Consider the following 24732-nt stretch of genomic DNA (forward strand, 5'->3'; position numbering starts at 1 on the left):
CTAAAGGTGTAATAATAAATAAAAAGCCAAGACTAATATGGTTTGTAAATATTCAGAGGCTAATAGGGAACAACAATGATAAATATATCGGGCCTTGCGAAGCGTTTTGCGGTAGAAAACCCAAAAAAGCTCAGCGAGCAAGAAAAGAAAGATCCGCGCTTAAAAGGCCGCTTCTTCAATTCGGTAAAAGATGTGTCTTTCACCTGCGGACAAGGCGAAGTATTAGGTTTACTTGGCCCAAATGGCGCAGGAAAAACCACTACCTTACGTATTTTATCTACGGCGCTAACACCTGACAAAGGTTCGGTATTAATTAATGGCGAAGATGTGCTGGCTAACCCACTTATTGCGCGAAAGAAAATCGGTTTTTTATCGAGTTCTACTGGGCTATATGGGCGCTTAACCGGACGGGAAAATATTGCCTACTTCGGACAGTTACATGGCATCGATAAACAAATCATTGCAGATAGAATTGATGAAATGGCTGATTTATTGGATATGCACAGTTTTTTAGATAGACGTGCAGAAAACTTTTCTTCTGGCATGAAACAAAAAACGTCTATCGCCCGCGCGGTTATTCACGAACCTTCACTTGTGGTACTAGATGAACCCACGACAGGCCTAGATATTATGGCTACAGGAACCGTAATGGATTTTATCCATCGTCTTAAAGCAAAAGGTACACCGGTGATATTTTCCACTCACCATTTGGATGAAGTACAGCTATTGTGCGACAGAGTAACCGTAATTAATCAAGGTGAAACTGTGTTTAACGATACGCTGGCAAACTTTAGTGCCTTATCAGACGGCCAAATGCACAAGAGTTTTATGAAAACCCTATCGATGGAAACAGGAGTAGCACAAAAATGTGGTTAATTTTTAAAAAGGAATTTAAAGAGCTACTTCGTGATCGTAAAACTATTATTTTTATGATTGGGCTACCGCTTCTATTGTTCCCGCTTATTTTCGGGGTTGCGTTTTTCTTTATGAGTAACGCCGCTGAAAAAGCTGAAAGTGAAATTTTAAAATACGCCATTGTAGGTGACGCGTATGCCCCTGCTATAGCGCAAGAGTTTGCTGCTAAGACGGATAAGTTTGAGTTAATCGAGATAGAGGAAAATGCTGACTACGCCGGTTTAATCAAGTCTGAAACGCTAGACTTCGTGTTAGAGATACCGTCAACCTTTAGTGATGATGTCTTAACTTCCGGCCAGCATCAAATTAACCTCTACCTTAACGACGCAGGGTTAAACAAAGTTTATAGAAGAGTCTCTGAAATAGTTGATGTATATACCCAAGCTTTCCAAAATGATGGGTTCAAACGCCTAGGGGTAAATGAAAAGCAGCAACAAGCCTTATTAGCCCCCATAGTAATTGAACAACAAAATATCGCTGATGATAGAGAAGTGTGGGGCGAGCGAATTGGAGGCTTGTTACCTTACTTTATATTTATTCTGTGCTTACAGGGCGCTATGGCACCAGCCTCTGACCTTGGTGCGGGAGAAAAAGAGCGGGGTACGTTAGAAACCTTACTCATCTCTCCCATGGATAGATATAAGTTAGTATTAGGTAAGTTTTTAACTATTTGTTGTGCGGGATTAATTACGGCGTTAATAACCGTGTCTTCCATGGCCCTTTGGGGGATTATACTGTCTCAGGGGATGGCCGTAGAATTTGTGGTTGAAGTTATGGCAATGGTAGGTATTCTCGACTTTGTACTTATATTTCTTATGCTTATCCCCGTTGTTGCTATTTTTGCAGCCGTTTTATTGTCACTGTCTATCTATGCCCGATCTTTTAAAGAAGCGCAAAGCTATATGGGATCACTTATTATGGTGGTCATTTTCCCTGTTATTATTGCCATGATGCCGGGCGTGGAGTTAAAAGGCGGGTGGATTTGGGTGCCGCTTACTAACGTGGCGCTTGCCATGAAAGAATTGTTTAAAGGCACTATGGATTACTTTGCTTTATTTGGTATTTTTACCTCTACAGCCATAATCGCAGGTGCGCTTATCGCGTTTTGTGTTTACTGGTTTAACAAAGAAAAAGTACTATTTAGATAACGTAGAGGCCCCAAAAGGGGGGTGAAATTGTCACTATAATTACAGCCAGCATGGGTATATTTGTTTAGCTCATGCTGGCGTTTTTGTATTAGGCTACACCTTACCTATACCGTGAAATCGATATGTTTTACTATGTCTTCCCAGCCAGGCGGTACCTTACCTTGTAAAACATAGGAATAGGCGAGTAATTCGGCAATCACAAAATACAATGATTCAGGGATGTCCTGTCCTATATCTAAGCGGCTCAATACCTCACTAAGGTAGGGGTCCTCGTGAATAAGTACGCCATTTTCTTGCGCTAAATTAATGATAGCGTCGGCTAAATCGCCATAGCCTTTGGACACTACTTTAGGCGCGTTTTTTTTGTCAGTACTGTCGTACTTAAGCCCTATAGCGCGCTTCGCTTTATCATTCATACCCGTGTCTCAAATATCTGGTGGGGGCGGGTATTCAACGTACTAGGAATATTTCCCCGCTGGAAACTACTCGACTCTACTTCTAAGCCTAATTCGCTAAGACGTTGTTTTAAGTAGGGCAAAGTGTCGCCAACTCGGCTTAACAGCACAGGGTTAGAGACATAAAGATCAAGCGTGATTGTCTCGCCTTTAATTTTCGACTTTGCTAACACCTCACCTATTTCGCCCACCTCTAGCTTCATGGTGATGTTCCATTGCCTGTGCTTGCCCGTTGCACTTTGCTCTTTGTGATGCCTGTCGGGTTCTCGCTGAATGAGTAATTCAGGTGCGGCTGTTTGTTGCGCTAGGGAAGGTAACACATAGTAAAAACTATCTTGGCCTTGAACCCTGGCATCTACTTGTGAAACTTTATTTTGTTGATGATTCGCCAACAAGGTTTTTAAATTAGCCAAAAGGTTTGAACGGGCGTCAAGTGAAGCGACATCTTGCGCCACTTTACTGCTATTGCCTGTTGGTACGCCGTTGGTGGCCAGTGTTTTACTGACTATGCTATCGGGGCGCTCAACCAAGGCAGCTAAACTAGGCTGGCGCTGCATAGCGCGACCTGCTAACGAAACTTGTAACAGCGCTACCAAGCCTTGCACGAAACTAGAGCTGGTTACCGGATTTGTTAACATAAGTGGTGTAGTGGCTAGCGCCGGGGTAGTAAGTAAACTTTGTATTCGAGCTGAAAGCAATTGCGGGCTTCCCGTTTGACCATTGGTAGTGTCGGCGTGCGATGCAGGAGAAGAGGCTTTTGGTGCGCCTTTATCTTTCTCAAGTGCTAGGGTAGCGGCATCTAAATCTTGGTTGCGGGTTGGTTTGTTCGCCCCCGTATCTTGTTGCGTGGTATTCACCGACTGCGTAGCAGTGTTTATTGTAAAATTACCTATGGCCTTGTTATTCGCCAGCAATGCACCGGTAAGTTGAGACCACGCGCGCTTCACATAGTTTTCGCTTTGTGGCAGTGAAGCGGTTTCTGCCTTGGCGTTTTGTACGGCCAGAGCATCAGGCTTTTTGTCTCTTTTTGTACTGGTTGCTGCATCAGAAGGGCCATTTAACGACGCGCTTTCTTTGCCCTTGCTTTCGTGCGGATTACTAAGTGGAACGGGGGCATTGTTATTTAAAGGCGTAAGTGCCTGCCCTATATTGTTTAAAAACTGCTTTGTTTGAGGAGAAAGCGTTTCTAATGATAATGCTTGGGACGTTAAAGCCTCTTGGGGCGTTCGATTAACAGGGCTTTGGGTAGCTACTTGCGGGCTACTAGCATCACGGGCGCGCCCCGCATTTACAATGGTAAGTAGTTGCGACAAGGCCTGCTGTGTAGATCCTGTTTGGCTTAATAAGGTACGGGAAAGGGCGATGATTGCCTGGTGTACCTGACTTCCTTTTATATTTTCGTCAGTAGGTGAGGGTTTGGTTTGGGTACTAGCCGTATCAACTGAATGCTGCGCCCCTTGCGTTGATGTTGGCGACGCGCTTTTATGGGGGCTTTGCTCAGGGGTTATCCCGCGCTCGTTTTTAGACGCAGTAATTATTTCTGCCACAGGCAATGCGCCCGCTGTTACCACGTTTTTAAGCAAATGTTGTTGGTTACCAGAAAGGGTTTCAGCAGAGAGTGGAGTAACACGCGATTGAAGCGAGGATGGAATAGCGAATTTAGTTACAGCGTGAGAGGCGACTGTGGTTGAGGTAAGGCTATTGCCTTTTAATGTGAATAGTGACGCTTGTTGCACCATGGTTGCCGATTTTTGTGGTGGTAAGTACTTTTCAAGCGCACTTGTTGTCTGATTTGCTTGCTGACTAATGGCTATGCCACCCTGTTTCAATGCGCTTGTCAGTAAAGCCTGGGTATGTGTGCTTGAGGGGGCGATTTTTGTGACCAATGCTTCATTTTTGGCGTGTGTTTGAGGGCTTTTCTGCGCGAAAGCATGGTTTTGCACTGAACGCGAAGATGTGTTTGCTGACACGGTTAACTGCAGCGCTCCTTCACCATCCCCGCTAACTGATAATGATACGGACTGGCCTTGCTGTAGCGTTGGTACAAGCGTTGCCTGTTGAGAAGGAAGCGCTATTTTCACGGTGTTTCCTGCTGGAAGACTTACTTGAATGCTAGTGGTGTCGCGGTGTTGAATATGCCCGTTTATTTGCGCCCCTACATGACTCTGGCTGGCTATAAGCTTAGATAGGGCTGCTGTAAGTTGCGCAATTTGCTGTGCTGATACCTGTGTACTTTTGATCCCGGAACCTTGACTAATAACAATGCCGGTATCTTTTTGTGAACCTTCAGCGTTACTTTCAGAAGATATAACGGCAAGTTGTAATTTGCTGGCTGGCGGTAAATTAAGTGAGGGGGGCAATTTAATTTGGGCGCTTGGCACACCATTAGTTTGAATTTGTAGAATTTGCTCCGGCAATCGAGCAAGGGTTACGTTTGCCGCCGTGGCTAAACGGGCAGCTTGCGATAATGCATTAAGCGCAGATGACGCGGTTTGAGACGCGCTAGCATCGCCCTGTACTACATTGGCGAGAATAGATGAAAGAGAAGATGTCATAGCAAAGGTATCGGCATAAGTGACTTTAAGTTTAGCGCTACCACTGAAATTTGCACGGATAAGGGTATCTCGCTTTACACTCCAAGCATTCACGTAATTTGTGTTTGAAGTAAATCATATTTAATTACTTTTCACGACTGCGAAAGCTGGTGTATGTGGTAAACTATCGCCGTTTTTTTGTCGATGAATTCCACGTTAAGGAGTGTGCTTGTCCGGTTTACGTGCCTCTGGGCTAACCTGTATAAAACGGGATCGCGTTTTATTTGAAGCATTAAGTTTTAGCTTGAAGCCAGGTGAGCTTTTATACCTTCGCGGGCCAAATGGTGCCGGTAAAACCAGTCTACTTCGTATAGTCACTGGGTTGAGCAGCGCCGACGAGGGGGAAATATATTATCAAGGTACGCCCATACGCACGTCTAATACGTATGCAAAATCGCTTATTTATTTAGGCCACAAAACGGCGCTTAACAGTGCCTTATCGGCGATTGAAAATTTGCATTACTGGGCCGCACAACACCAAGTGGCAGTGGCTACTAGTGATATATATCACGTGTTGGAAATTAACGGTTTAGTGGGGCTTGAAGATATACCTGTGCGTTTTTTATCCGCCGGTCAGCAGCGACGGGTTGCACTAAGTCGTTTGTGGTTAAAAAAAGCGCCAGTGTGGATATTGGATGAGCCCTTTACGGCACTAGATATAGATGGGGTGGCATGGCTAGAGCGTAAATTTTCTGCCCACGTTAAAGAAGGGGGCATGCTAATGACCACCTCCCATCAACCTTTATCAGCCCTAGCGGGCGATCACACCACGCTTGATTTGGAGTACCGTTTTTGAGTGCGTTGTTGATAGGCATAGCCCAGCGAGATTTGCGGATCGCATTTCAGCAAAAATCAGAACTCGTGCAGCCATTAATGTTCTTGTTAATGGTCGTTACCTTGTTCCCTTTAGGGGTGAGTCCTTCTCCTGATACCCTTCAGCGTATTGGGCCCGGAGTTATATGGATTGCAGCTATTCTTTCTTCGCTCTTAGGGCTAGAGCGATTATTTAGAGACGATTTTAATGACGGCTCTCTTGAGCAATATACTCTTTCAGGTGTGCCGCTTAGCGCAATTGCTGCGGTAAAAGTGCTGGTACATTGGTTAGTCAGTTTTGTGCCCTTACTGATTTTATCGCCATTATTAGCCTTGTTTTTGAATTTAACCTTACCTATGTACATAGCCTTACTATTAACCTTGTTAGTGGGTACACCTTTATTGTCGTTAATTGGCGCCATTGCCGTGGCGCTCACCATAGGGTTACAGCGCGGCGGCGTATTACTGGCTTTGTTGTTAATTCCTGTTTTTATCCCGTTACTGATATTTGCCACGTCTGCGGTAGATTCTGCCGCACTGCAATTACCTTATTATCCTCAACTTGCTATTATTGGCGCCATGCTGTTGTTGGCCTTAGCGCTTGCGCCGTTCGCTATTGCTTATTCGTTAAAAGTGAGTCAAAACTGATGTGGAAGTGGTTACATCCCTACGCTAAAACTGAAAATGCCTACCAGTTATGTTTAACCTTGCAACCCTGGTTATGGGTAGGAGCGTTGGCGTGTTTGCTTATTGGCTCTGTTTGGGGGTTAGCGTTTGCGCCGCAGGATTATCAGCAAGGTGACTCGTTTAGAATTATCTACATTCATGTACCTAGTGCTATTTTATCAATGAGTACGTACGTGGCTATGGCGGTAGCGGCTTTGGTTGGTATGGTGTGGCAGTGGCGAACGGCCTATATGGCAATGATTGCTATGGCACCAGTAGGTGCAGTAATGACGTTTATTGCCTTGTTCACTGGAGCGGCATGGGGCAAACCTATGTGGGGCGCGTGGTGGGTATGGGATGCACGACTCACCTCTGAGCTTATTCTATTGTTCCTTTATATCGGCGTTATCGCTCTTTACGGTACGTTTGAAGACAAACAACAAGGCGGTAAAGCGGCGGGTATTATGGCTTTAGTGGGAGTGATAAACGTTCCCATTATTCACTATTCCGTTGAGTGGTGGAATACCTTGCATCAGGGCGCCACCATTAGTAAGTTTGACAACCCATCTATTGCGCCAGAGATGTTATGGCCGTTGTTAGTTAATTTACTCGGCTTTGCGTTATTTATAGCGGCTGTCACCACAGTGCGTCTTCGTAACGAGATTATTGTTCGTGAAATGCATAGACCCTGGGTGGTTAAGTTGGCGCAAAAAGGGGAGAAGTAACGATGCAATTCGAATCATTTTCATCATTTTTAGCAATGGGTGGTTATGCGTTTTACGTGTGGATGTCCTTTGCCGTCACCTTCGGTGCCATGTTGCTACTTGCTGTGGGCAGTTATAGACAACATAAGGTACTACTCAAGTCGGTTGTTGCCGAACAGGCTCGTCAGTCTCGTATAAAACGGGCGCGAGCAAAAACAGCAGACATAAGTCCAGAATAACCGTTTTATCAGCCTTGAAGTGAGATAGTGGCATGAATCCAAGAAGAAAGCAGCGCTTGGCCGTGGTAGGAATAATAGTCGCATTGGTGGCAGGGGCTATCGGCTTAATGCTTTTCGCATTAAACGATAGTATAGATTTATTTTATACCCCAAGTGAAATTATAGAGGGTAAAAATGGCCAAAAGCCCCAAGTTGGACAGCGGCTGCGTATTGGTGGGATGGTGGTTCCAGGCAGCGTGAGTCGCGATAGCCAAAGTTTGGCCGTGCGCTTTGATTTGATAGACACCGGCCCTACCGTTACTGTCACCTACAATGGCATTCTGCCTGATTTATTCCGCGAAGGACAAGGAATTGTTGCAACCGGTGTGCTTAGCGCAGAAGGCCAAATTAAGGCCCAGGAAGTGTTGGCTAAACATGACGAAGAGTACATGCCCCCTGAATTGGCAGAGAAGATGAAAGGAATTAAACACGTTAATCCTAACAACGCCTCTCAAAACGGCTCTGGAGAAGGTTAGTTATGGTTCCTGAAATTGGTAATATAGCGTTAACACTAGCGCTGGTGCTGTCGATTTTACTTGCCGTTTACCCGCTATGGGGCGCGCATCGACAGCATGAAACGCTTATGGCAACCGCCAAACCCTTAGCCATCGGCTTGTTCTTCTTCACCCTCATTGCTTATATTTGTCTGACCTATGCTTTTGTCACCGACGATTTTAGCGTGGCCTATGTGGCGCAGCATTCGAACAGTAAATTGCCGATTTATTATAAAATAACGGCAGTGTGGGGCGGCCACGAAGGATCCTTCCTATTGTGGGTGTTAATGTTGTCGATATGGACGGTAGCGGTGGCTATATTTAGCCGTGGGATCCCGTTAGCTATGGTAGCAAGAGTGTTGTCGGTACTTGGTATGGTAGGGATCGGTTTCTATCTATTTATGCTGCTTACCTCTAACCCCTTCGATAGTATGCTGCCATTTTTTCCTGTCGATGGGCGGGATCTTAATCCATTGCTGCAAGACTTCGGCATGATAATACACCCGCCTATGCTGTATATGGGGTATGTAGGGTTTTCTGTTGCCTTCGCGTTTGCAATATCTGCATTAATTTCAGGGCAGTTAGATTCTACATGGGCGCGTTGGTCACGCCCTTGGGTTATTGCTGCGTGGTCATTTTTAACAGTAGGTATCGCGCTAGGGAGCTGGTGGGCTTATTATGAACTTGGCTGGGGCGGCTGGTGGTTCTGGGACCCTGTAGAAAATGCGTCTTTTATGCCCTGGCTAGTAGGTACAGCGCTTATGCACTCTTTAGCCGTTACCGAAAAACGTAAAGCATTTAAATCGTGGACGGTATTATTGGCTATCGCAGCGTTTAGCTTAAGCTTGCTAGGCACCTTTTTAGTCCGTTCAGGCGTTATTGTTTCAGTGCATTCGTTTGCCAGTGATCCTACCCGTGGTTTGTTTATTCTAGGTATCCTCATCGCCTTAAGTGGTTTTGGACTGTTACTGTACGCTATGCGGGCTTCATCACTTAAAAGCCCAGGACGGTATCAAGCCTTTTCACGAGAAGTACTTTTAATGGGGAACAATGTTTTCCTATGCGCAGCCACGCTGGTTGTTCTGCTTGGTACTTTGCTGCCCTTAGTGCATAAAGAGTTAGGCTTGGGCAGTATTTCGGTAGGCGCACCTTTCTTCAACCAGATGTTTACCCTATTGATAGTGCCCTTTGTGCTTATTTTAGGGCTAGGGCCATTAACGCGTTGGAAGCAACAAAGCGCGGCGGCGCTAAAAAAACAACTGTTAGTGGCAAGTGGTATAGCGCTAAGCGCGGGAATATTAGTTAATTTTGCCTACGACACCCCAACGTATATGGGGGTGTTAGGTATGATTTTAGTATTTTGGATATTGGTAACTACGGTATTAGAAGTTATTCAACGTCTGTCGTCTACGCCATCAAATAGCAGTACTTTAGCGAAACTGCGCCTGCTTACACCGAGCCACTGGGGTATGGTGCTGGGACATGTTGGCTTTGCTATCAGTATCATTGGAATAACACTCGTATCAAACTATGAGATGGAACGTGACGTGCGTATGGAAGTAGGAGAAACCGTCACCCTGGGCAGTTATGACTTCACCTTTAGTGCATTAACTCAGGCTGATGGCCCTAATTATACCGCCGACGCTGGTGTATTTAATGTGGCAGAAGCAGGGCAACCTTTGGTTACGCTAACGCCGGAAAAACGTATGTACACAGTGCAACGTATGCCGATGACCGAGGCTGCCATTCATTCAACCATTAGTCGCGACCTGTTTATTGCCATGGGCGAGCCATTAGACGATGGTGCATGGGCTATTCGTATTTACATTAAACCTTTCGTGGTATGGCTGTGGGCCGGGGCAGTGGTAATGGCTATAGGTGGGATATGTTCGATAAGTGATAAGCGCTACCGCATGGCTAAGGTGAAAAAAGTCACCGCGGCGTTTCGTAAGGTTGTGCCTGAACAAGCTACAGGAGATGCGTAATGAAAAAAGCCCCCTTGGTTATTATCCCATTATTACTGTTTAGCTTATTGGTGGTATTTTTATTCAAAGGCTTGTTCTCTGATCCCAGAGAATTAGATTCACAGGCCAACGGTAAGCCTGTGCCAGCGTTTTCATTACCAGATTTGATGCAGCCTGACATTACCTATACCGCAGAATCGTTAAAAGGACGGGTAACTCTGCTGAATGTGTGGGGCGTTTGGTGCGTAACCTGTGCGGTGGAAATGCCTTATTTAACCGCTTTAAAGGAACAGCAAAACGTTAATATTGTTGGGCTGTACTTCGACCAAGATCTCGACCCCGATTTTGGCACAAAAACCTTATCACGGGTGCAGCAAGAAGTGACCGATATGCTTGCACGATATGGTAACCCTTATGCCTTCAATATTTTTGATGTGTATCGTGATACCTCGTTGGATTTAGGGGTAACAGGCGCGCCTGAGCACTTTTTAATTGATGCCAATGGAATTATTCGTATGCATCACATTGGCGATATAAATGAACGTGTGTGGACAAACAAAGTAGGCCCTATGTATAAAAAGCTGGTGGAAGAATCGCAAGCTGAAAAGGTTGCGGCAATATGAAGTGGTTTATTTTCTGTATTGCGACTATTTTCACATTCAACGCACACGCCGCTGAAGATAACTTTGCCTTTGAGACACCTGCACAGCGCGCTCAATTTTTATCATTGACGGCGGAGTTACGCTGCCCGATGTGCCAAAATCAGAACATTGCCGACAGTGACGCGATGATTGCTCACGATATGCGAAGAAAAGTATATACCCTATTAAAGCAAGGTAAATCTGAGCAAGAAGTCATTGACTATATGAAAGCCCGCTATGGCGATTTTGTCCATTACCAGCCGCCGGTAACGCCAGCTACTATGTGGTTGTGGGCAGCCCCTGTTCTGTTCGTGATAATTGCATTTATTTTTATTATTCGCCGCAGACCTAACAGTCAACCCGAAGATATGGCCGCGAAGCTTGCCAAGGCGGACAAAATGTTGGAGCAAGAAAGAGAATGAGTTGGTCGGAATTCTATTTGATTGTATCTGGCTTAATAACCTTAGTTATTATGGCGGTGGTATTTCCCTGGTTGCGGGGTAAAAATCATGCAAAAGTGGACAGTTTAAACAATGCACAAATTGTTAAACAACGCCTAGGGGAGTTAGACCGAGAAGTAAAAGAAGGGCTCATTAGCGAGCGTGATAAACGCCAAGCGGTAGATGAGCTTAAATTAGCCTTGGTTGATGAAGCAGCATTTGAGAAAGCGCAGACGGGAAGCGCGTTACTTCCTCTTAGTGTGGGCGCTTTGCTCGCTCTGGTGGTAGGTGTGCTGGTATACGTGAATGTAAATCAGATACCGCAAGTGCAAAAGGCCTCTGATGCTGTCGCCGCGCTACCTGAGCTTAGTCAACAGCTTGCAAGTGGCAACGGCACTAATTTGTCGCCCCAGGATATCGCAAATCTAGCGCTGGCTATTCGCCAACGTTTGCGCCAGGCACCCGGTGATGACACAGGTTGGATGTATTATGGCCGACTTATGTTGAGCCTTGGCGAAGAGGTTCAAGCCATTGAGGCGATAGACAGAGCCGTTACCTTGGCGCCCGAAAAAGAGGCCAACCGAATTACCCTAGCACAGGCCTTACTAAGCACAGGCGAAGTAAATAACCTTACTCGTTCACAAGGTATTTTGGCTGATTTGCTAAGCGCTAACCCACAAAACGACAATTTAGCGCTGATGATGACGGTGGTGTCAGCACAACTTGGTGACTTAGATAATACTCAGCGCTATTATGCGCAAGTGAAAGACAAACTGCCTTCTGACAGTGATATGGCAGAGCGGTTAGCAAGCAGAATTGCCCAGCTAGAAGCGCAAGCCAACGCGCTAATTACACCTAATGAACGGTCCGCTGCCAATCCGAGCCAACAGATGGATGAAAAAACGGGGTATTCAATCAGCATTTCACTTGCTGATGTTGCCCGTGATTCTATTCCTGAAGATGGATTTTTAATTGTCTTCGCGCAAGATGCGAATAGCGAAAATAGAATGCCGGCGGCGGTGGTCAAGTTACCGTTAGGTCGTTTCCCATTGACCGTGTCCCTTACCAGTGAAGACGCAATGCTAGCGCAATACAGCCTGACGAATTTGAAAAAGATTAAGCTAACGGCACGCATTTCAGAAGATGAGAATGTGGCAACGAAGGCTGGGGAGTGGGAAGGCAGCACTACCGCGAATGTGGTATCTCAACAGGTACAAAAAGTAAATATCATTATTAATAAGGAACTAGAGTGATTAATAAATCTCAATGGCTTGTGTTAAGCAGTGTTCTTTTTTCTGTGTTGCTAACAGGCTGTGCAACGAACAACGGCGCACACCAAGTAAATGATAGTGCCAATCAAACTCAGATTGATAGCGCAGATCCTCGCGATCCTTTAGAACCTATTAACCGCGTAATGTGGGACTTTAACTGGGAAGTTCTTGATGCCTATATTTTAAGGCCGGTAACCGTAGGCTATGTAACAGTGATGCCACAGTTTGCCCGTACTGGCTTACTGAATGCGGCCGAAAACCTTCAAGAGCCCGCTAATATGTTAAACAATATGTTTCAAGGCAAAGTTGACGATGGTTTGGACAGCTTAGCCCGTTTTTTAATAAACAGCTCTATTGGGCTTTTTGGCACTATTGATGTTGCCACAAAAATAGGTATTGAGCAGAAAGAAGAAGAGTTTGGCGAGACCCTTGGTACTATGGGTGTGGGTACGGGGCCATTTTTGATGCTGCCTGCACTTGGCCCTAACGACCCAAGAAGTTTTACGGGCGAAGTAGTGGATGGCACTGTTTATCCGATGGCAGTTATCAATAGCCAATTTGCAATCGCGCGCTACCTGGTCTCTTTGCTTGAAACTCGCGCCTCTTTGATTGACCAAGAGTCGCAAATTGAACAGTCAGTGGATGATTATGCGTTTATTAAAAATGCGTATTTTGAAAACTTGGCTTTTAAAGTCTCAGATGGCAAAAGTAGTGAAAAAGCCATAGATGAAGAGCAATTAGATGACTTTGCAGAGTTTGAATCTATGCTTGATTATGAAGAGTACGATGAGGTGGAAAGCATCACAGACGAGGTAGACAAAGAGCAGGAAAATGAAAACCCGTAGTTAACGGTATTCACTTATCATAGTGCGTCAGTCACACTCACGATAAAATAAAAAAAACCCTCGTATGAGGGTTTTTTTAATGGCGAGTTTCCGCCTAGTTGTCTTTAGGATACCCCTGAGGGTTGTTAGACTGCCAGTGCCAGGTGTCCTCACACATTGCATCTAACCCTTTATCCGCATGCCAGTTTAACTCAGTAGCTGCTTTAGTCGGGTCAGCATAGCATGCTGCTACATCGCCGCTTCTGCGCGGCGCTATTGAATAAGGAATCGACTTACCTGAAGCTTTCTCAAATGCCTTGACCATTTCTAATACAGAGTAACCTTGACCTGTACCTAGGTTATACTTATCCAACCCCATATTAAGGGCTAGGCGGTCTAAGGCTTTTAAGTGACCGTTGGCTAAGTCTTCTACGTGTATATAGTCTCGTACGCCAGTGCCATCAGGGGTATCGTAATCGTCACCAAATACACTCAGTTTTTCCAGTTTACCTGTGGCAACTTGCGAGATATAGGGCATAAGGTTATTGGGGATACCATTTGGATCTTCGCCTATTTGACCAGAAGCATGGGCGCCTACAGGGTTAAAGTAACGTAGAAGCACGATGTTCCATTCGTTATCGGCTACATATAAATCAGATAAAACATGCTCAACCATGAGCTTTGACATGCCATAAGGGTTAGTGGGGTGGCCAGTAGCCATATCTTCTCTTAAAGGTAAGGAAGCCGGATCGCCGTAAACAGTAGCAGATGAGCTAAATACAATGTTTTTAACTTGGTGCTTTTGCATTGCATTACATAAAGTAAGCGTGCCATACACATTGTTTTCGTAATACGAAAGAGGCTTTTGCACCGACTCACCAACAGCTTTTAGCCCGGCAAAGTGGATAACCGCAAAAATAGCGTGTTCACTAAAAATATCATCTAGTACCGCGGTATCGCGAATATCGCCTTGCACAAATGTTACCGAGCGGTTTGCTAAAGCTTCAACCCGGCGTAGCGATTCTGCACTGGCGTTACATAAGTTATCGAGTACTACCACACTATAATCTTGTGCTAATAGTTGAAGAACAGTATGGCTGCCAATATAACCTGCGCCACCGGTCACTAAGATAGTCTTCATTCATTTTCCTTTTCTGATGCAGAGGGTAAATATTTCGCACTCATGGAGTATTGAATTGGCTTCACTAATAACGGGTATAGTAAAAATACGAAGCCAGCCCAGAGTAAAGCTGTCCAGTTTGATGCAGTTTGTAAGATTAACGCAAATACCGGCACTATGATAAGCAGTTTTAATAAGTTCAATAGTGTCTTTTCTGGAACCGTCAACTTTTTAGAAGCCGCGTCCAATCGTTCCATACGTTCAGCGAGAGGGAGGTGTTGCAGTGAGGGAATACGTCGGGTGGAGAAATAAAAATTCATAGCATACTCAAATAAAAAACCGCCGAAACAAAGACTGTTACGGCGGTTATTGTAGGTGATTGTAACACCAGTTGGAACTGTTTATCTCTTTACGTTCCTGTTACACCCAGTTAAGGTTTCGCAGTAGTAAGATTATCTTCTTGAGGAAGCTTTTCCCATTTGCGTGTAATTAGCGCAAGTATCAGTACAACAAAACCGATTATGCCAGCAAACGTTGCTACGTTGCTAAATAACGCGGTTACATCGCCAGACTCATCTGTTCCGAATGCACCGGCCATAACGCCAGCTATTACGCTGCCTATTGAATAGGTAAGTACGAATAACCCCATTAACTGTCCCGAGAAACGACGTGGAGAGAGTTTACTGACGGCACTTAACGCCACAGGGCTTAAACAAAGTTCGCCCACGGTATGTAGGAAATAAGTAGCCACTAGCCAATAGGGCGCCACTTTTTGATCGCCAGCAGCATACATAGCAGCAAAGAACATTACTACAAAGCCACTGCCCATTATTAGCGTACCGATAGCACACTTTACGCCATAAGAAGGGTCAAGCATGCGTTTGCCTAATTGAATCCACAATACGGCGAAAAACGGTGATAGCGCGATGATGAAAATTGAGTTTAAGCTTTGGAACCATGCAAAAGGTATTTCAAAATTAAGACTAAAAATATCTAGCATTCTATCGGTGTTTTCGTTGGCAAAAACATTCAACGATGCCCCTGCTTGTTCAAATCCGGCAAAGAAACATGCCGATGCAACGCAAATAAGGAACAGAGAAATCATACGTTTTTTCTCGTTTACACTAAGGTCGCCAAAGAAAAAGATAAATGAGAAATACAGGAGGAAAATAGCAGTAAATAGATAGGCCACGTATTCGGCAACCTGAACTACATCAATAACAAGGTAGCCAAACGACATTGCATACGTAACCGCAGCTAGGGTAACTAAAAATACGATGATACCTGTCCAGCTATTTTTTACCCCCGATGCTGAAAGCCTAACAGTAGGTTTACTCGAAGCCTCTGGAAGTTTGTACTGCGTTAATCGGTATTGAATGAGCCCGAGCCCCATACCTACTGCCGCGGCACCAAATGCCCAGTGATAGCCCTGCTCTACAGCTAACCAGCCGCACACGAAGTTACCAATGATAGAGCCAATGTTGATCCCCATATAGTAGAGTGTGTAGCCACTATCTCTGCGGGAATCTTTTTCGCCATATAGCTGGCCTACCATGGCACTGATATTCGGTTTTAGCAGCCCTGTACCCAGAACAACTAAAATAAGACCGACGAAAAAGGTTGAGGTAGTCGGTATCGCTAATACTATATGACCGCTCATAATAATGAGGCCGCCATACCACACCGCTTTTTGGCCGCCAAACAAGCGGTCAGCTAACCAGCCCCCTGACAAGCCCATGAAGTAAACGGCTCCGGTGTATAAGCCATATATCGCGTATGCGTTCTCTTTATCAAGACCTAGGCCTTGCTGCTCTATTGCCAGCATCATAAAGATTACTAGCAGCGCGCGCATGCCGTAATAGCTCATTCGTTCCCACATTTCTGTGAAAAATAAAGTTTGTAGGCCCCCTGGATGGCCGAAGAAACTTGAATCGTTAGATGGTTTCATAATTATATTTTAATTCCATATTGCTTATGGTTGTTATTGTAGAGCGCTGTTTAGGTCGGCTCTTTAATCATGCTCCTTTAGAGGATAGCTTCTTATACTAGAGCTAGCCTAAAGACACAACTTTAACGCGGTAATCTACTAAAATGCAGTGTCAACCGACTAAGTATTGAACAACTAAGTCGGTTGACCTGTACAGAGGGTACGGGTGGGGCTGCTATTTAAAGCTCGCGAATGGTGGCGACAATAATACGAATAATGCCGTACGCCAGTAGTAAAATTACACCAAACAGTACTAGGTTATAAATAACTTTCGGATAGGCATTATCGTCTGGCAGGGTAGGCGACTCTACCGTTACAAGGTGCTGAAGCTTTTGATAGGCTTCCACACGGGCGTTCTCCAAGGTAATAAGCGATGACGAGTATGCTTGGATAGCCAACTGTAACTGAACCTGTAGATTACTGTACTGAGCCATTAGCTCGCTTACCGATAACTCTTCGCCTTCTCCTTCGGCAGTGTTAATGCGTGATTTTTGCTTTTCCACTTCTTTTTGTAGTGCTGATATTTCGCGACGGATATTAATAATCTCTGGTGCCATGTTCGACATCATCGTAGACATGGTGCTCAATTCGGCTTTCTTTTGCGCCAAGGTTGCTTCTAACGAGAATGCAATTTGTTGAAACGCAGCGCCCTCAGCGGTAGGGTCTAACACATTGTATTTAGCTTGAAAGCCCAAAATTTCTGATTTGGCCTGTTGCAACTTTTGTTCAACAATTTCATGCTCGCCTTTAGCGAAGGTAAGCTTCGACTTTGCTAAATCATTATTTATATTGTTAATAAACTCTTCAGCTTTGCGCACAATCGCTTGGTTGATAGTAAGCGCATACTCTGGGTTAAACGCACGGGTGCGTAGCGAGATAACAGATGACGCTGAGTCGACACTCACTTCTACATGGTCACGATAGAAATTGAAAAAGTCTTCTTGTTTATGGTTTTCCGGTAAACCGCTAAACATATCCGCAGTATCAGAGGAATAATGTTCCCGTAATCCAATTGTCTCATCTAAATACTTAATCATATCGGCCGACTGGATATAGGCTTCCACAAGTTGACTTTCGTTACTGAAGCTGCCCCCACCTACGCCTGCCGACGCTAATAGTGATGAGGGGTCAAAACTACTTCCGCCGTCGGTGGATTTAACAATAAGCTGGCTGTGGCTCTCGTATTGCGGCGCCGCCCATACAATGAGATAAAATGCATAAAGTACCCAGGGAAGAATAAGCAACAAAGTCTTATTTTTCTTTAGAAGGGCATTGAGTTGTGTAAGTGATTTTTCCACTGTAATAAACCTATTTTAACGATTTCTTGTTTGCTGCATCCTGCGTATAAACATCGATGCCTTCTTCGAGATCTTGGTAGTAAGATAACTTGCCATCATCAATAATGACCGCAGAGGTGCAAAATTCTCGTATTTGATCGAGCTCGTGGCTAACCATAATAACGCCCGCCTCTTCACTCTTTTCTTTCAGCGATAAACGTGCTTTTTTCCTAAATAAAGGGTCGCCCACAGACGTCGCTTCATCGATAAGGTAAATATCAAAATCAATATTCATACAACAGGCGAAGACAAGCTTCGCCCGCATACCTGAGGAGTAGGTGCGCACCGGAAGATCGAAACGTTTACCCAGTTCGGCAAACGCTTGCACTTTTTCTTCGTATTCAGGCAGTGAGCGAACATTGTTAATACGTCCCACGAATCGCGTATTTTCACGGCCAGTCATCTGGGGGTGTACACCAGTTTGTAGCGCCACCGGCCATGACATGGCTTTATTCGTTAAAATGCGGCCCCTATCTGGGTATTCACTTTTAGCAAGCATACGAAAAAGGGTCGATTTACCTGCACCGTTTTTACCTAAAATTGCCACGTTATTTTCGGTAGGAAAATTAAAGTTCAGGTTTCTAAAAATGTACTGAGGGCCCATTTTACTGGGGTAGCTCTTGGTTAGGTTTTCAATTTTAATCATCGAGATAGTACCCGCTTCCACGTAATGTGATACATCGCAAGGCTTAAAAATACGAAGACAACGGTAACTTCAATAATAAAAGAAAGCGAAACGCCTTTATGGCCGTAAGATTCAAAACAGGCATAACGGGCTAACTCATTAAAATGAACCAACGGATTCCAGGTTAAGTAAGGCCAGAACTTTTCAGGTAAATCTTGCAAGCTAAAAAATACACAAGAGATGAACATGAGTGGCCGGGTTAACATGGATTTTATCTTATCTACTTCGGGCACGAAGGCGGCCGCTATACCAAATATAAGGCCGATAGAAATTGAAAATGCCCACAGCATTAAAAACAAGAAGATTAATAATAAAGGGTCATGTATGGCAAAATCTTCACCCATTAAATAAAGGGCGACGGCAATAAGCCCTACCACGACAACCTTAATAAAAAATTCTAAAAAGCCCGCTGTTAATACAGCCGACAAGGGCTGAACTTGCCTAAACGCATACAGAGGCTTGTTACGTCGAATGGATGTCGACACCGATTGTAGGCATGTAGTAAGCGACTGTAGCCCCATTAAACCTATCATCATAAAGATAAAAAGGGGGACGGAGTGCACATCGCCAGGACTAAGAAGGCTTCTAAAAAACGAAAGGGCGAGGATAAATACAAAAGGCTCTAAAAATGCCCAACCCAAGCCAAATTTATCATTAAACTTACTTTGTAACTCTCGCAGGAAGAGCGCGAAAATCACGCCCCTCCATGCATAAAGTTGGTCTTTAAACGTTACCATGCTTAGTTTGTCGCCACATTCGCAGCTACTGCAATTTGATAAACAATTTGCGTGATATCTTTCACTGCCTGAAGCAGCTTAGTATCGATAGCTGGTAAGACAATAATCTGATCCCCTGGTGCTAAGTGGGGGTTATTGTCACTAAATAGCAATGAGCCCTCGTTGAGCTGCGTAAAGGCCACGTTACCATTTTTACGAATGACAAGAATTCTTTCATCCTCAGCACGTTCTGTGAACCCGCCAGCCCACGCAATATAGTCTTCCGTGGTAGCATCAGGGTTAAATACCACCGACTGGGGAAGCATAACTTCGCCACCAATATGGATAAGATCGGTAACTTCAGGAATAACAATGGTGTCGTTGGGTTCCAGAAGGATATTTGCAATGTCGCCATTTTCAGACACTACAACCCGCCCTTGAGGCTCGACCTGGCGTGCGCGAGTAATGAAATCAGCAACTAGCTGAGCTTCCTGAGCACGAATAGCCCCTTCTCCGGTAGAGCTTATTGGTGCGGTATACATGCTACGTTCAAGTCGCTGTAACCCTTGCTCAATAATTTCTTTTTGTTTCTCTGCTACAGACTCTCTCAATAGAAAGATATTCTGAGTATCTGATAAGGTGGTGTCGGCCTCAATGTGATCAAGAATATCGAGAAGGCGTGTGCCCTTATCTACCATAAGCTGAGATGCCCCAGCGAAAGCGCCAGCCACGTTAATTCGGTATATTTGCGGTTCGTTGTCTGCAACATACTCAACTGCATCGCCAGGTTGAAGTGGCAGAGCTTCAAATTCCTCAATAGTAAGATAGCGCGCGAACTGCTTGCCCTCTCTCACGCCAGCAACAGAAGCATGAGACGCAAACTCGCCTGGTCGTGCGAAATAGTTAACCACGCCACCATTGAGCTCTTCTTGCGAAAACTCAAAGGTAAAGCTATTTCGAGCACCTGTGCCCACCACGATAGTATTGCCAATAGGGCGCACTAAAATGGTGTCGCCGTCCTTAAACGAAACACCAGGAAGCTTACCGTCGCGGAAGAAAGCGTATAAGTCTGCGGTTGCAATGATATTACCGTTTCTTATTACATCAATTTGACGGAAACTACCCCGTCTGAAATCTACGCCGCCGGCACGTTTTAGATAATAAAGCACACTGTCTGATGCGAGCCCTGCATACTGCCCTGGGCGTAACACGGGCCCAGAAACGTAAATAGATACGGGGGTAGAAGTAAGCAAGTTAACGTATACGTTCACATCATTGGTATAAACTTGGCGAATTTTCTGCGTGACAGTTTGATTAACACTACCTGCAGGCGTATTGGCAATTTGAATAGGGCCGATATTAGGGATGAAAATATTGCCCTGATTGTCAACCGTTACCACGCTTGAGTAATTAACTGCACCCCAGATCCAAATTGAAATTTTATCGCCAGGCGCAATGGAATAGTTGTCATTAAGCCCACTAGAGCGTTCTGATTCAAAACCGCCGATGAACAAATTTGCTGCAAACGGTGGATTTTCCATAGCTTGTTGAGTAGGGAAAACCGTACTAATGGTGGGTTCACCAGGTAGAGTAACACCATTTCGCGGCTGCGTTGCGTATTGCCCTACTGAACTGCTTGTATTTGACCCCCCTGGAAGCGTGCGCTGAGACTGGATAGACAACGGGGTTACATTATTTGTCGCGCCCGCGCTGCTACCATTAGATTGGGATGCTTGTTGGCGAAGTTGCTCTAGTTGCTCAACACTTTGTGCACCAACATGAAAAGAAGTGGTACAAAAAAGCAACACTGTTAAACCCGCCAGCATACGTTGCATATTGAATTTCATAACGCTATTTACCTTATTCTTTTGTAGATGCCACAAGTGGGGTAATAACGGACCACTGTCCATTGCGATTACATGCGGTTAATCGGCTTTGCGCATTAGTGGGGCGAGTATTGTCTTTGGCGAGCGAAAAGCGAATGCATTCATGACCTCGGGCCGATACATAGCGCTTATCAGAGTAATAGCGACTTCCAGCATAATTTATTGAGATCGGGGTATGCGCATTGGACGATGAAGCTAATTGTGGAATATTTATTGCTACATCTTGCTCTGCAGACAGTGAGTATGCGAGCGAAGCATGTACCAAGGGAATATCTGCTTCTGTAGGCTGAGGTGCAGACGCACAACCTCCAAGTAGTGTGGTAATACCCAAAAGTAGGTAGGAACCTCGAAAGATGTTTAACATTTACTGTCATATCCATATAGCAATTTGGCGTTAGGATACCATAAGAATTGGAAAAATCATGGCTTCGTGAACACCTAAGGTAGGATTTAGCCATATTGGGGATTTTTGAAAGTGCAACGAAAGTTTTTTACAGCCAAAGGTGGTCAGTGACTACAATGTTTATTATCATAGTGAGGGGTTTCCGTACTCGCTATCACAATAGTCACAGCCCTGCTGCAAGATGAAACAGAAAGGAATAGCTTTAAAAATGGACGCCAATTCGGTTCAATTTATACCAAACGGGAAAGCACCTACTAATATGTTATTTGCCATAGGTAGTATGAGGTTTCGCTTTACATGTTAGCTTATTTGCAGTTTGTACCCCTTTGTACTGCCTTTTTCGTAGCCCTAATTTTATTAGTGGTTATGACCCCTCTTGCCCATCAATTTGGTTTGGTCGATCAGCCTAGTGCGCGTAAACGTCATGCGGGTATTGTTCCTTTGACAGGCGGTGTAGCAATTTTTATGGGTGTACTAGTGGCAAGCGTTGCAACCGACGTGTGGATGAAAAACAACCCCCTATTCTTTACTGCCTCAGCCTTTATCGTGCTTCTTGGTATGCTTGATGACAGGTTTGATCTTAGCGCTAAAGGGCGCCTCATGTGCCAATTTGGCGTGGCGTCTATTATGGCGTGGAGCGCACAGAACTATATTACTTCACTGGGCAATATTACGGGTTTCGGCACGGTGGAATTAGGCATCAGTGGTTATTTCTTTACTATTGTTTGTGTGGTGGGCGTTATTAATGCGTTTAACATGATAGACGGTATAGATGGTTTAGCAGGCGGCATGAGCTTGGTTATTCTGTTAACCATGGTTGGCTTTTTAGTGGCTACAGGTAACGGGGCTGCAATTATGGAACCCTTGATTATTGTGGCGGCTATAGTGCCTTTTCTTGCGTTTAATTTAAGCTGGAAAGGGTTTAAGGGGAACAAGATATTCATGGGGGATGCGGGCAGTATGTTCGTAGGGCTTACCATAGTGTGGTTATTGGTTGATCACACGCAGGGTGACTCTGCCGCTTTTCGTCCTATTACGGCGGTGTGGTTGACTGGGCTTCCCTTGATGGATATGGCTGCAATTATGTATCGCCGCGCACGTAAGGGGCAATCAATGCTTCGCCCCGACAGAAAGCATTTGCACAATATTTTTATGCGCGCTGGGCTATCAAGCCGTCAGTCGCTTATTGCTATTTTGTGTATGGGTGCCTGTTATTGTCTTATTGGTATCTTAGGTGAAGTATATCAGGTACCAGAATCAGTAATGTTTTGGGGCTTCTTGGTTTTATTGGTCGTGTATAGTATTGTTATCCAAAATATTTGGAGCGTGCTACGGGTAGTAAAACGGACGTTTAGCCATCAATAGAGGTTAATCGACTGGTATTGCGTATCGGCAAGCGCACGTTAATTTGAACCCTCTACCACTACCCAGTGCAATGGCCTGCGATTGTGAAACCTAGTGGTTGTTATATTTAGCCTTATTCATTCTCGGTAGCGACTTTTGCATAAACACTTCTCTGTGCTCCACAATAAACTCACGCGTACTCATGTAGAGACCTTGGTAGCTATGGCGGTTTACCATGGTGATAATGAACTGTGGGCGATACAAGCCATTGACAGCATACTCAACCAAAGTTACCAAAATATTGCGTTCATCGTAATTATTGATGGTGAAATTAGTGATTCCATGAAGCGGTCGTTGACACAGAAGGCAAGCCAGGATCAGCGTATGATTTTAGCCCAAAATACGTGTAATGTGGGCTTGGCTGAAAGTATGAACCGAGCGGTTGAGTGGGGGAAGCGGTTCAACCCTCGTTATTTTGCGCGTATGGATGCAGATGATATCTCGGTAGAAAATAGATTAGCGCGCCAAATAGGGTATTTGAACAAGCACGCATACATTGCTGTACTCGGCTCTGCGCTTACTGAAATAAATGAGCATGGTGAAAAAGTCGGCGCTAGAGTGATGCCATCATCCCATAAGCAAATTGTAAGTATACTCCCCCGGCGCTGTTCTATGAATCATCCAACCGTGGTCATACGGTTTTCGGTGTTCGAGCAAGGCTTCCGCTATAATAGTAGCCTAATGAATACGCAAGACTACTTTTTCTGGATAACCTTGGCCTCAAAAGGGTTTGTATTTAGAAATTTAAAAGATAGGCTACTGATGTTCAGACGAGTAAATAATTTTTATAAACGTCGGGGCCTTTCTAAGTCGTTAAACGAGTTTAAAGCACGCATGCAGGCTATGATAAAACTAAAGCAGTTTACACTTTACAATATAACCTATGCCTTTAGTGTTTTGGCGCTGAGACTTATGCCAGGTAAAGTAGTACGATTAGCTTATAAACTAGACAGGCATTTGCTTGAGAGGTTTGGAAAGCATTGATTTGCAGTTTAATTATTGTTCTGTACAACCCTGATCCCCCCCACGTGCAACAGCTCATAGATGGGTTTTCAGCTATTTCCTGGCCTGTGGTGTTAGTGGATAATTCGCCAGAATCTCACCACTTTACATTACCGAGTAACGCCGAATACCTTCACTTTCCTCAAAATAAAGGAATAGCGGCAGCGCAAAATGCTGGGCTTGAACGTGCGTTTACCTTAGCGAAATATGCTGTTTTGCTGGATCAGGACAGTCACCTTTCTGCTTCTATGGCGCAAACCTTATTAAGCGAATTTATGGCCCTTGAGAAAACCCATAGTATTGCTGCTATTGGCCCTTCTATTCATTGCGAATTTTCTCAAAAGCGCGTGAAGGCTAAAGTACATAAAGGGGTACAACTCAATTCAAAAGTGGTGGAAGCAAAACAAATTATCGCCTCAGGTATGCTGCTTTCAAAAGCCAGTTACCTTGCCGTAGGAAAGAAAGAAGAAGGGCTATTTATTGATGGCGTAGACCACGAGTGGTGCTGGCGCGCTCAGCAACAAGGCTTTGTTGTATTTCAATCGCTGTCAGTTTGCATGCCGCATCGGCAAGGCGATGACAGGGTGAAGATTTTAGGGCTTACGTTTAAGAAAGGCGCCCCTATTAGGCTGTATTATCAAATGAGGAACATACTTGTATTGGCGCGCAGAGACTATGTTCCACTGTATTGGAAATTTCGTCATCTAACTGCAATCCCACTAAGATATCTTGTTAACCGGATATGCTTTGAAAACGGCAAACTGCGCGGCCGTTATATGCGAAAAGGCCTTAGGGACGGACGACATAACAAACAAGGCCGCTGCCCAATTGATCCATAATGGTGCTATTAGCCTTAAAAGTACTATATTTCAGTGCGGCTGCATTGTTTTGGTGCAAAATACCGGTTGCAGCCTTGTCTCCTTTTTGAGGCAGTGGTAATTTACGCGCTGCTGCATACCCTAAGGGTATGGTTTTATCCAAGTGT

At 44.7% G+C, this 24732-nt stretch carries 25 protein-coding genes; 15 read left to right on the forward strand and 10 right to left on the reverse strand.

Translation table 11 applies throughout. The annotated features are described in order from the left end of the window. The first annotated feature begins 75 nt into the window (after positions 1-75). Entirely contained in the window at positions 76-876 is an 801-nt protein-coding gene (locus GTH32_RS00815) for an ABC transporter ATP-binding protein (protein WP_163083333.1), read from the forward strand. Next, on the forward strand, positions 867-2063 hold the full coding sequence (locus GTH32_RS00820; RefSeq protein WP_163083334.1) for an ABC transporter permease: 1197 nt from the start codon (positions 867-869) through the stop codon (positions 2061-2063). The genes GTH32_RS00815 and GTH32_RS00820 overlap by 10 nt, the downstream gene beginning before the upstream one ends. Before the next feature lie 104 nt (positions 2064-2167). Here the strand turns inward: GTH32_RS00820 and GTH32_RS00825 are convergent, their stop codons facing one another. Beyond that, positions 2168-2479 carry an EscU/YscU/HrcU family type III secretion system export apparatus switch protein gene (locus GTH32_RS00825; RefSeq protein WP_163083335.1) on the reverse strand — a complete coding sequence of 104 codons (312 nt, stop codon included), beginning with the start codon at positions 2477-2479 and terminating at the stop codon, positions 2168-2170. After that, complete coding sequence (fliK, locus tag GTH32_RS19680) at positions 2476-5166, reverse strand: flagellar hook-length control protein FliK (protein ID WP_163083336.1); 2691 nt, start codon at positions 5164-5166, stop codon at positions 2476-2478. The genes GTH32_RS00825 and fliK overlap by 4 nt, the downstream gene beginning before the upstream one ends. A 115-nt stretch (positions 5167-5281) precedes the next feature. Between fliK and ccmA the strand changes: the two genes are divergently transcribed. Genes ccmA through GTH32_RS00880 form a run of 10 tightly spaced genes read left to right on the forward strand, consistent with a single transcriptional unit; the run spans position 5282 to position 13228 of the window. Next, positions 5282-5908 carry a cytochrome c biogenesis heme-transporting ATPase CcmA gene (gene ccmA / locus GTH32_RS00835; protein WP_163083337.1) on the forward strand — a complete coding sequence of 209 codons (627 nt, stop codon included), beginning with the start codon at positions 5282-5284 and terminating at the stop codon, positions 5906-5908. Continuing rightward, a complete protein-coding gene (gene ccmB / locus GTH32_RS00840) occupies positions 5905-6573 on the forward strand; it encodes a heme exporter protein CcmB (protein WP_163083338.1) in 669 nt (222 codons plus the stop codon). Before ccmA ends, ccmB begins: the two co-directional genes overlap by 4 nt. Next, positions 6573-7316: a heme ABC transporter permease gene (locus tag GTH32_RS00845; RefSeq protein ID WP_163083339.1), complete on the forward strand. Its 744-nt coding sequence runs from the start codon at positions 6573-6575 to the stop codon at positions 7314-7316. The genes ccmB and GTH32_RS00845 overlap by 1 nt, the downstream gene beginning before the upstream one ends. Positions 7317-7318: 2 nt before the next feature. Continuing rightward, positions 7319-7534, forward strand: coding sequence for a heme exporter protein CcmD (gene ccmD, locus GTH32_RS00850; protein WP_163083340.1), 216 nt, complete (start codon positions 7319-7321; stop codon positions 7532-7534). A gap of 32 nt (positions 7535-7566) precedes the next feature. Next, the gene (ccmE, locus tag GTH32_RS00855) at positions 7567-8049 is read left to right on the forward strand and encodes a cytochrome c maturation protein CcmE (RefSeq protein ID WP_163083341.1); all 483 of its coding nucleotides are present in this window, start codon (positions 7567-7569) and stop codon (positions 8047-8049) included. Positions 8050-8051: 2 nt separating this feature from the next. Continuing rightward, entirely contained in the window at positions 8052-10052 is a 2001-nt protein-coding gene (locus GTH32_RS00860) for a heme lyase CcmF/NrfE family subunit (protein ID WP_163083342.1), read from the forward strand. Continuing rightward, positions 10052-10654 (forward strand): redoxin family protein, encoded by a 603-nt coding sequence (locus GTH32_RS00865; RefSeq protein WP_163083343.1) that lies wholly within the window; start codon positions 10052-10054, stop codon positions 10652-10654. The genes GTH32_RS00860 and GTH32_RS00865 overlap by 1 nt, the downstream gene beginning before the upstream one ends. After that, positions 10651-11094, forward strand: coding sequence for a cytochrome c-type biogenesis protein (locus tag GTH32_RS00870; RefSeq protein ID WP_163083344.1), 444 nt, complete (start codon positions 10651-10653; stop codon positions 11092-11094). Before GTH32_RS00865 ends, GTH32_RS00870 begins: the two co-directional genes overlap by 4 nt. Continuing rightward, positions 11091-12365 (forward strand): c-type cytochrome biogenesis protein CcmI, encoded by a 1275-nt coding sequence (ccmI, locus tag GTH32_RS00875; protein WP_163083345.1) that lies wholly within the window; start codon positions 11091-11093, stop codon positions 12363-12365. Before GTH32_RS00870 ends, ccmI begins: the two co-directional genes overlap by 4 nt. Next, entirely contained in the window at positions 12362-13228 is an 867-nt protein-coding gene (locus tag GTH32_RS00880; protein ID WP_163083346.1) for an MlaA family lipoprotein, read from the forward strand. Before ccmI ends, GTH32_RS00880 begins: the two co-directional genes overlap by 4 nt. A gap of 94 nt (positions 13229-13322) precedes the next feature. On the opposite strand, the gene galE is transcribed toward GTH32_RS00880, so the two are convergent. From galE to GTH32_RS00920, 8 genes are all read right to left on the reverse strand, one after another. Continuing rightward, positions 13323-14348, reverse strand: a complete 1026-nt coding sequence (gene galE / locus GTH32_RS00885; protein ID WP_163083347.1) for a UDP-glucose 4-epimerase GalE — start codon at positions 14346-14348, stop codon at positions 13323-13325. Continuing rightward, entirely contained in the window at positions 14345-14647 is a 303-nt protein-coding gene (locus GTH32_RS00890; protein WP_163083348.1) for a DUF6170 family protein, read from the reverse strand. Before GTH32_RS00890 ends, galE begins: the two co-directional genes overlap by 4 nt. 110 nt (positions 14648-14757) lie before the next feature. After that, positions 14758-16275, reverse strand: coding sequence for a peptide MFS transporter (locus tag GTH32_RS00895; RefSeq protein ID WP_163083349.1), 1518 nt, complete (start codon positions 16273-16275; stop codon positions 14758-14760). Between the two features lie 218 nt (positions 16276-16493). After that, positions 16494-17612, reverse strand: a complete 1119-nt coding sequence (locus tag GTH32_RS00900) for a capsule biosynthesis protein (RefSeq protein ID WP_163083350.1) — start codon at positions 17610-17612, stop codon at positions 16494-16496. A gap of 10 nt (positions 17613-17622) precedes the next feature. Continuing rightward, positions 17623-18297 carry an ABC transporter ATP-binding protein gene (locus GTH32_RS00905; RefSeq protein WP_163083351.1) on the reverse strand — a complete coding sequence of 225 codons (675 nt, stop codon included), beginning with the start codon at positions 18295-18297 and terminating at the stop codon, positions 17623-17625. Beyond that, on the reverse strand, positions 18294-19073 hold the full coding sequence (locus tag GTH32_RS00910; RefSeq protein ID WP_163083352.1) for an ABC transporter permease: 780 nt from the start codon (positions 19071-19073) through the stop codon (positions 18294-18296). Before GTH32_RS00910 ends, GTH32_RS00905 begins: the two co-directional genes overlap by 4 nt. Positions 19074-19075: 2 nt before the next feature. After that, positions 19076-20887, reverse strand: coding sequence for a polysaccharide biosynthesis/export family protein (locus tag GTH32_RS00915; protein WP_425482348.1), 1812 nt, complete (start codon positions 20885-20887; stop codon positions 19076-19078). Positions 20888-20912: 25 nt separating this feature from the next. Further along, positions 20913-21302: a hypothetical protein gene (locus tag GTH32_RS00920; RefSeq protein WP_163083354.1), complete on the reverse strand. Its 390-nt coding sequence runs from the start codon at positions 21300-21302 to the stop codon at positions 20913-20915. Between the two features lie 336 nt (positions 21303-21638). On the opposite strand from GTH32_RS00920, the gene wecA reads away from it, so the two are divergent. The 3 genes from wecA (at position 21639) to GTH32_RS00935 (ending at position 24586) form a co-directional block, all read left to right on the forward strand. Continuing rightward, a complete protein-coding gene (gene wecA, locus GTH32_RS00925; RefSeq protein WP_163083355.1) occupies positions 21639-22706 on the forward strand; it encodes a UDP-N-acetylglucosamine--undecaprenyl-phosphate N-acetylglucosaminephosphotransferase in 1068 nt (355 codons plus the stop codon). Positions 22707-22841: 135 nt separating this feature from the next. Then, positions 22842-23729, forward strand: coding sequence for a glycosyltransferase (locus GTH32_RS00930; RefSeq protein WP_163083356.1), 888 nt, complete (start codon positions 22842-22844; stop codon positions 23727-23729). Further along, positions 23726-24586 carry a glycosyltransferase family 2 protein gene (locus GTH32_RS00935; RefSeq protein ID WP_163083357.1) on the forward strand — a complete coding sequence of 287 codons (861 nt, stop codon included), beginning with the start codon at positions 23726-23728 and terminating at the stop codon, positions 24584-24586. The genes GTH32_RS00930 and GTH32_RS00935 overlap by 4 nt, the downstream gene beginning before the upstream one ends. Positions 24587-24732: the final 146 nt, after the last annotated feature.

This window comes from Alteromonas profundi (assembly GCF_010500865.1).
GTDB classification, from domain to species: domain Bacteria; phylum Pseudomonadota; class Gammaproteobacteria; order Enterobacterales; family Alteromonadaceae; genus Alteromonas; species Alteromonas profundi.

Coding starts and splice junctions, on each gene's coding strand:
- GTH32_RS00815 (WP_163083333.1), top strand. CDS start 76: ATGATAAATATATCGGGCCTTGCGAAGCGTTTTGCGGTAGAAAACCCA.
- GTH32_RS00820 (WP_163083334.1), top strand. CDS start 867: ATGTGGTTAATTTTTAAAAAGGAATTTAAAGAGCTACTTCGTGATCGT.
- GTH32_RS00825 (WP_163083335.1), bottom strand. CDS start 2,479: ATGAATGATAAAGCGAAGCGCGCTATAGGGCTTAAGTACGACAGTACT.
- GTH32_RS00845 (WP_163083339.1), top strand. CDS start 6,573: ATGTGGAAGTGGTTACATCCCTACGCTAAAACTGAAAATGCCTACCAG.
- ccmD (WP_163083340.1), top strand. CDS start 7,319: ATGCAATTCGAATCATTTTCATCATTTTTAGCAATGGGTGGTTATGCG.
- ccmE (WP_163083341.1), top strand. CDS start 7,567: ATGAATCCAAGAAGAAAGCAGCGCTTGGCCGTGGTAGGAATAATAGTC.
- GTH32_RS00860 (WP_163083342.1), top strand. CDS start 8,052: ATGGTTCCTGAAATTGGTAATATAGCGTTAACACTAGCGCTGGTGCTG.
- GTH32_RS00865 (WP_163083343.1), top strand. CDS start 10,052: ATGAAAAAAGCCCCCTTGGTTATTATCCCATTATTACTGTTTAGCTTA.
- GTH32_RS00870 (WP_163083344.1), top strand. CDS start 10,651: ATGAAGTGGTTTATTTTCTGTATTGCGACTATTTTCACATTCAACGCA.
- ccmI (WP_163083345.1), top strand. CDS start 11,091: ATGAGTTGGTCGGAATTCTATTTGATTGTATCTGGCTTAATAACCTTA.
- galE (WP_163083347.1), bottom strand. CDS start 14,348: ATGAAGACTATCTTAGTGACCGGTGGCGCAGGTTATATTGGCAGCCAT.
- GTH32_RS00890 (WP_163083348.1), bottom strand. CDS start 14,647: ATGAATTTTTATTTCTCCACCCGACGTATTCCCTCACTGCAACACCTC.
- GTH32_RS00895 (WP_163083349.1), bottom strand. CDS start 16,275: ATGAAACCATCTAACGATTCAAGTTTCTTCGGCCATCCAGGGGGCCTA.
- GTH32_RS00905 (WP_163083351.1), bottom strand. CDS start 18,297: ATGATTAAAATTGAAAACCTAACCAAGAGCTACCCCAGTAAAATGGGC.
- GTH32_RS00910 (WP_163083352.1), bottom strand. CDS start 19,073: ATGGTAACGTTTAAAGACCAACTTTATGCATGGAGGGGCGTGATTTTC.
- GTH32_RS00915 (WP_425482348.1), bottom strand. CDS start 20,887: ATGCAACGTATGCTGGCGGGTTTAACAGTGTTGCTTTTTTGTACCACT.
- GTH32_RS00920 (WP_163083354.1), bottom strand. CDS start 21,302: ATGTTAAACATCTTTCGAGGTTCCTACCTACTTTTGGGTATTACCACA.
- wecA (WP_163083355.1), top strand. CDS start 21,639: ATGTTAGCTTATTTGCAGTTTGTACCCCTTTGTACTGCCTTTTTCGTA.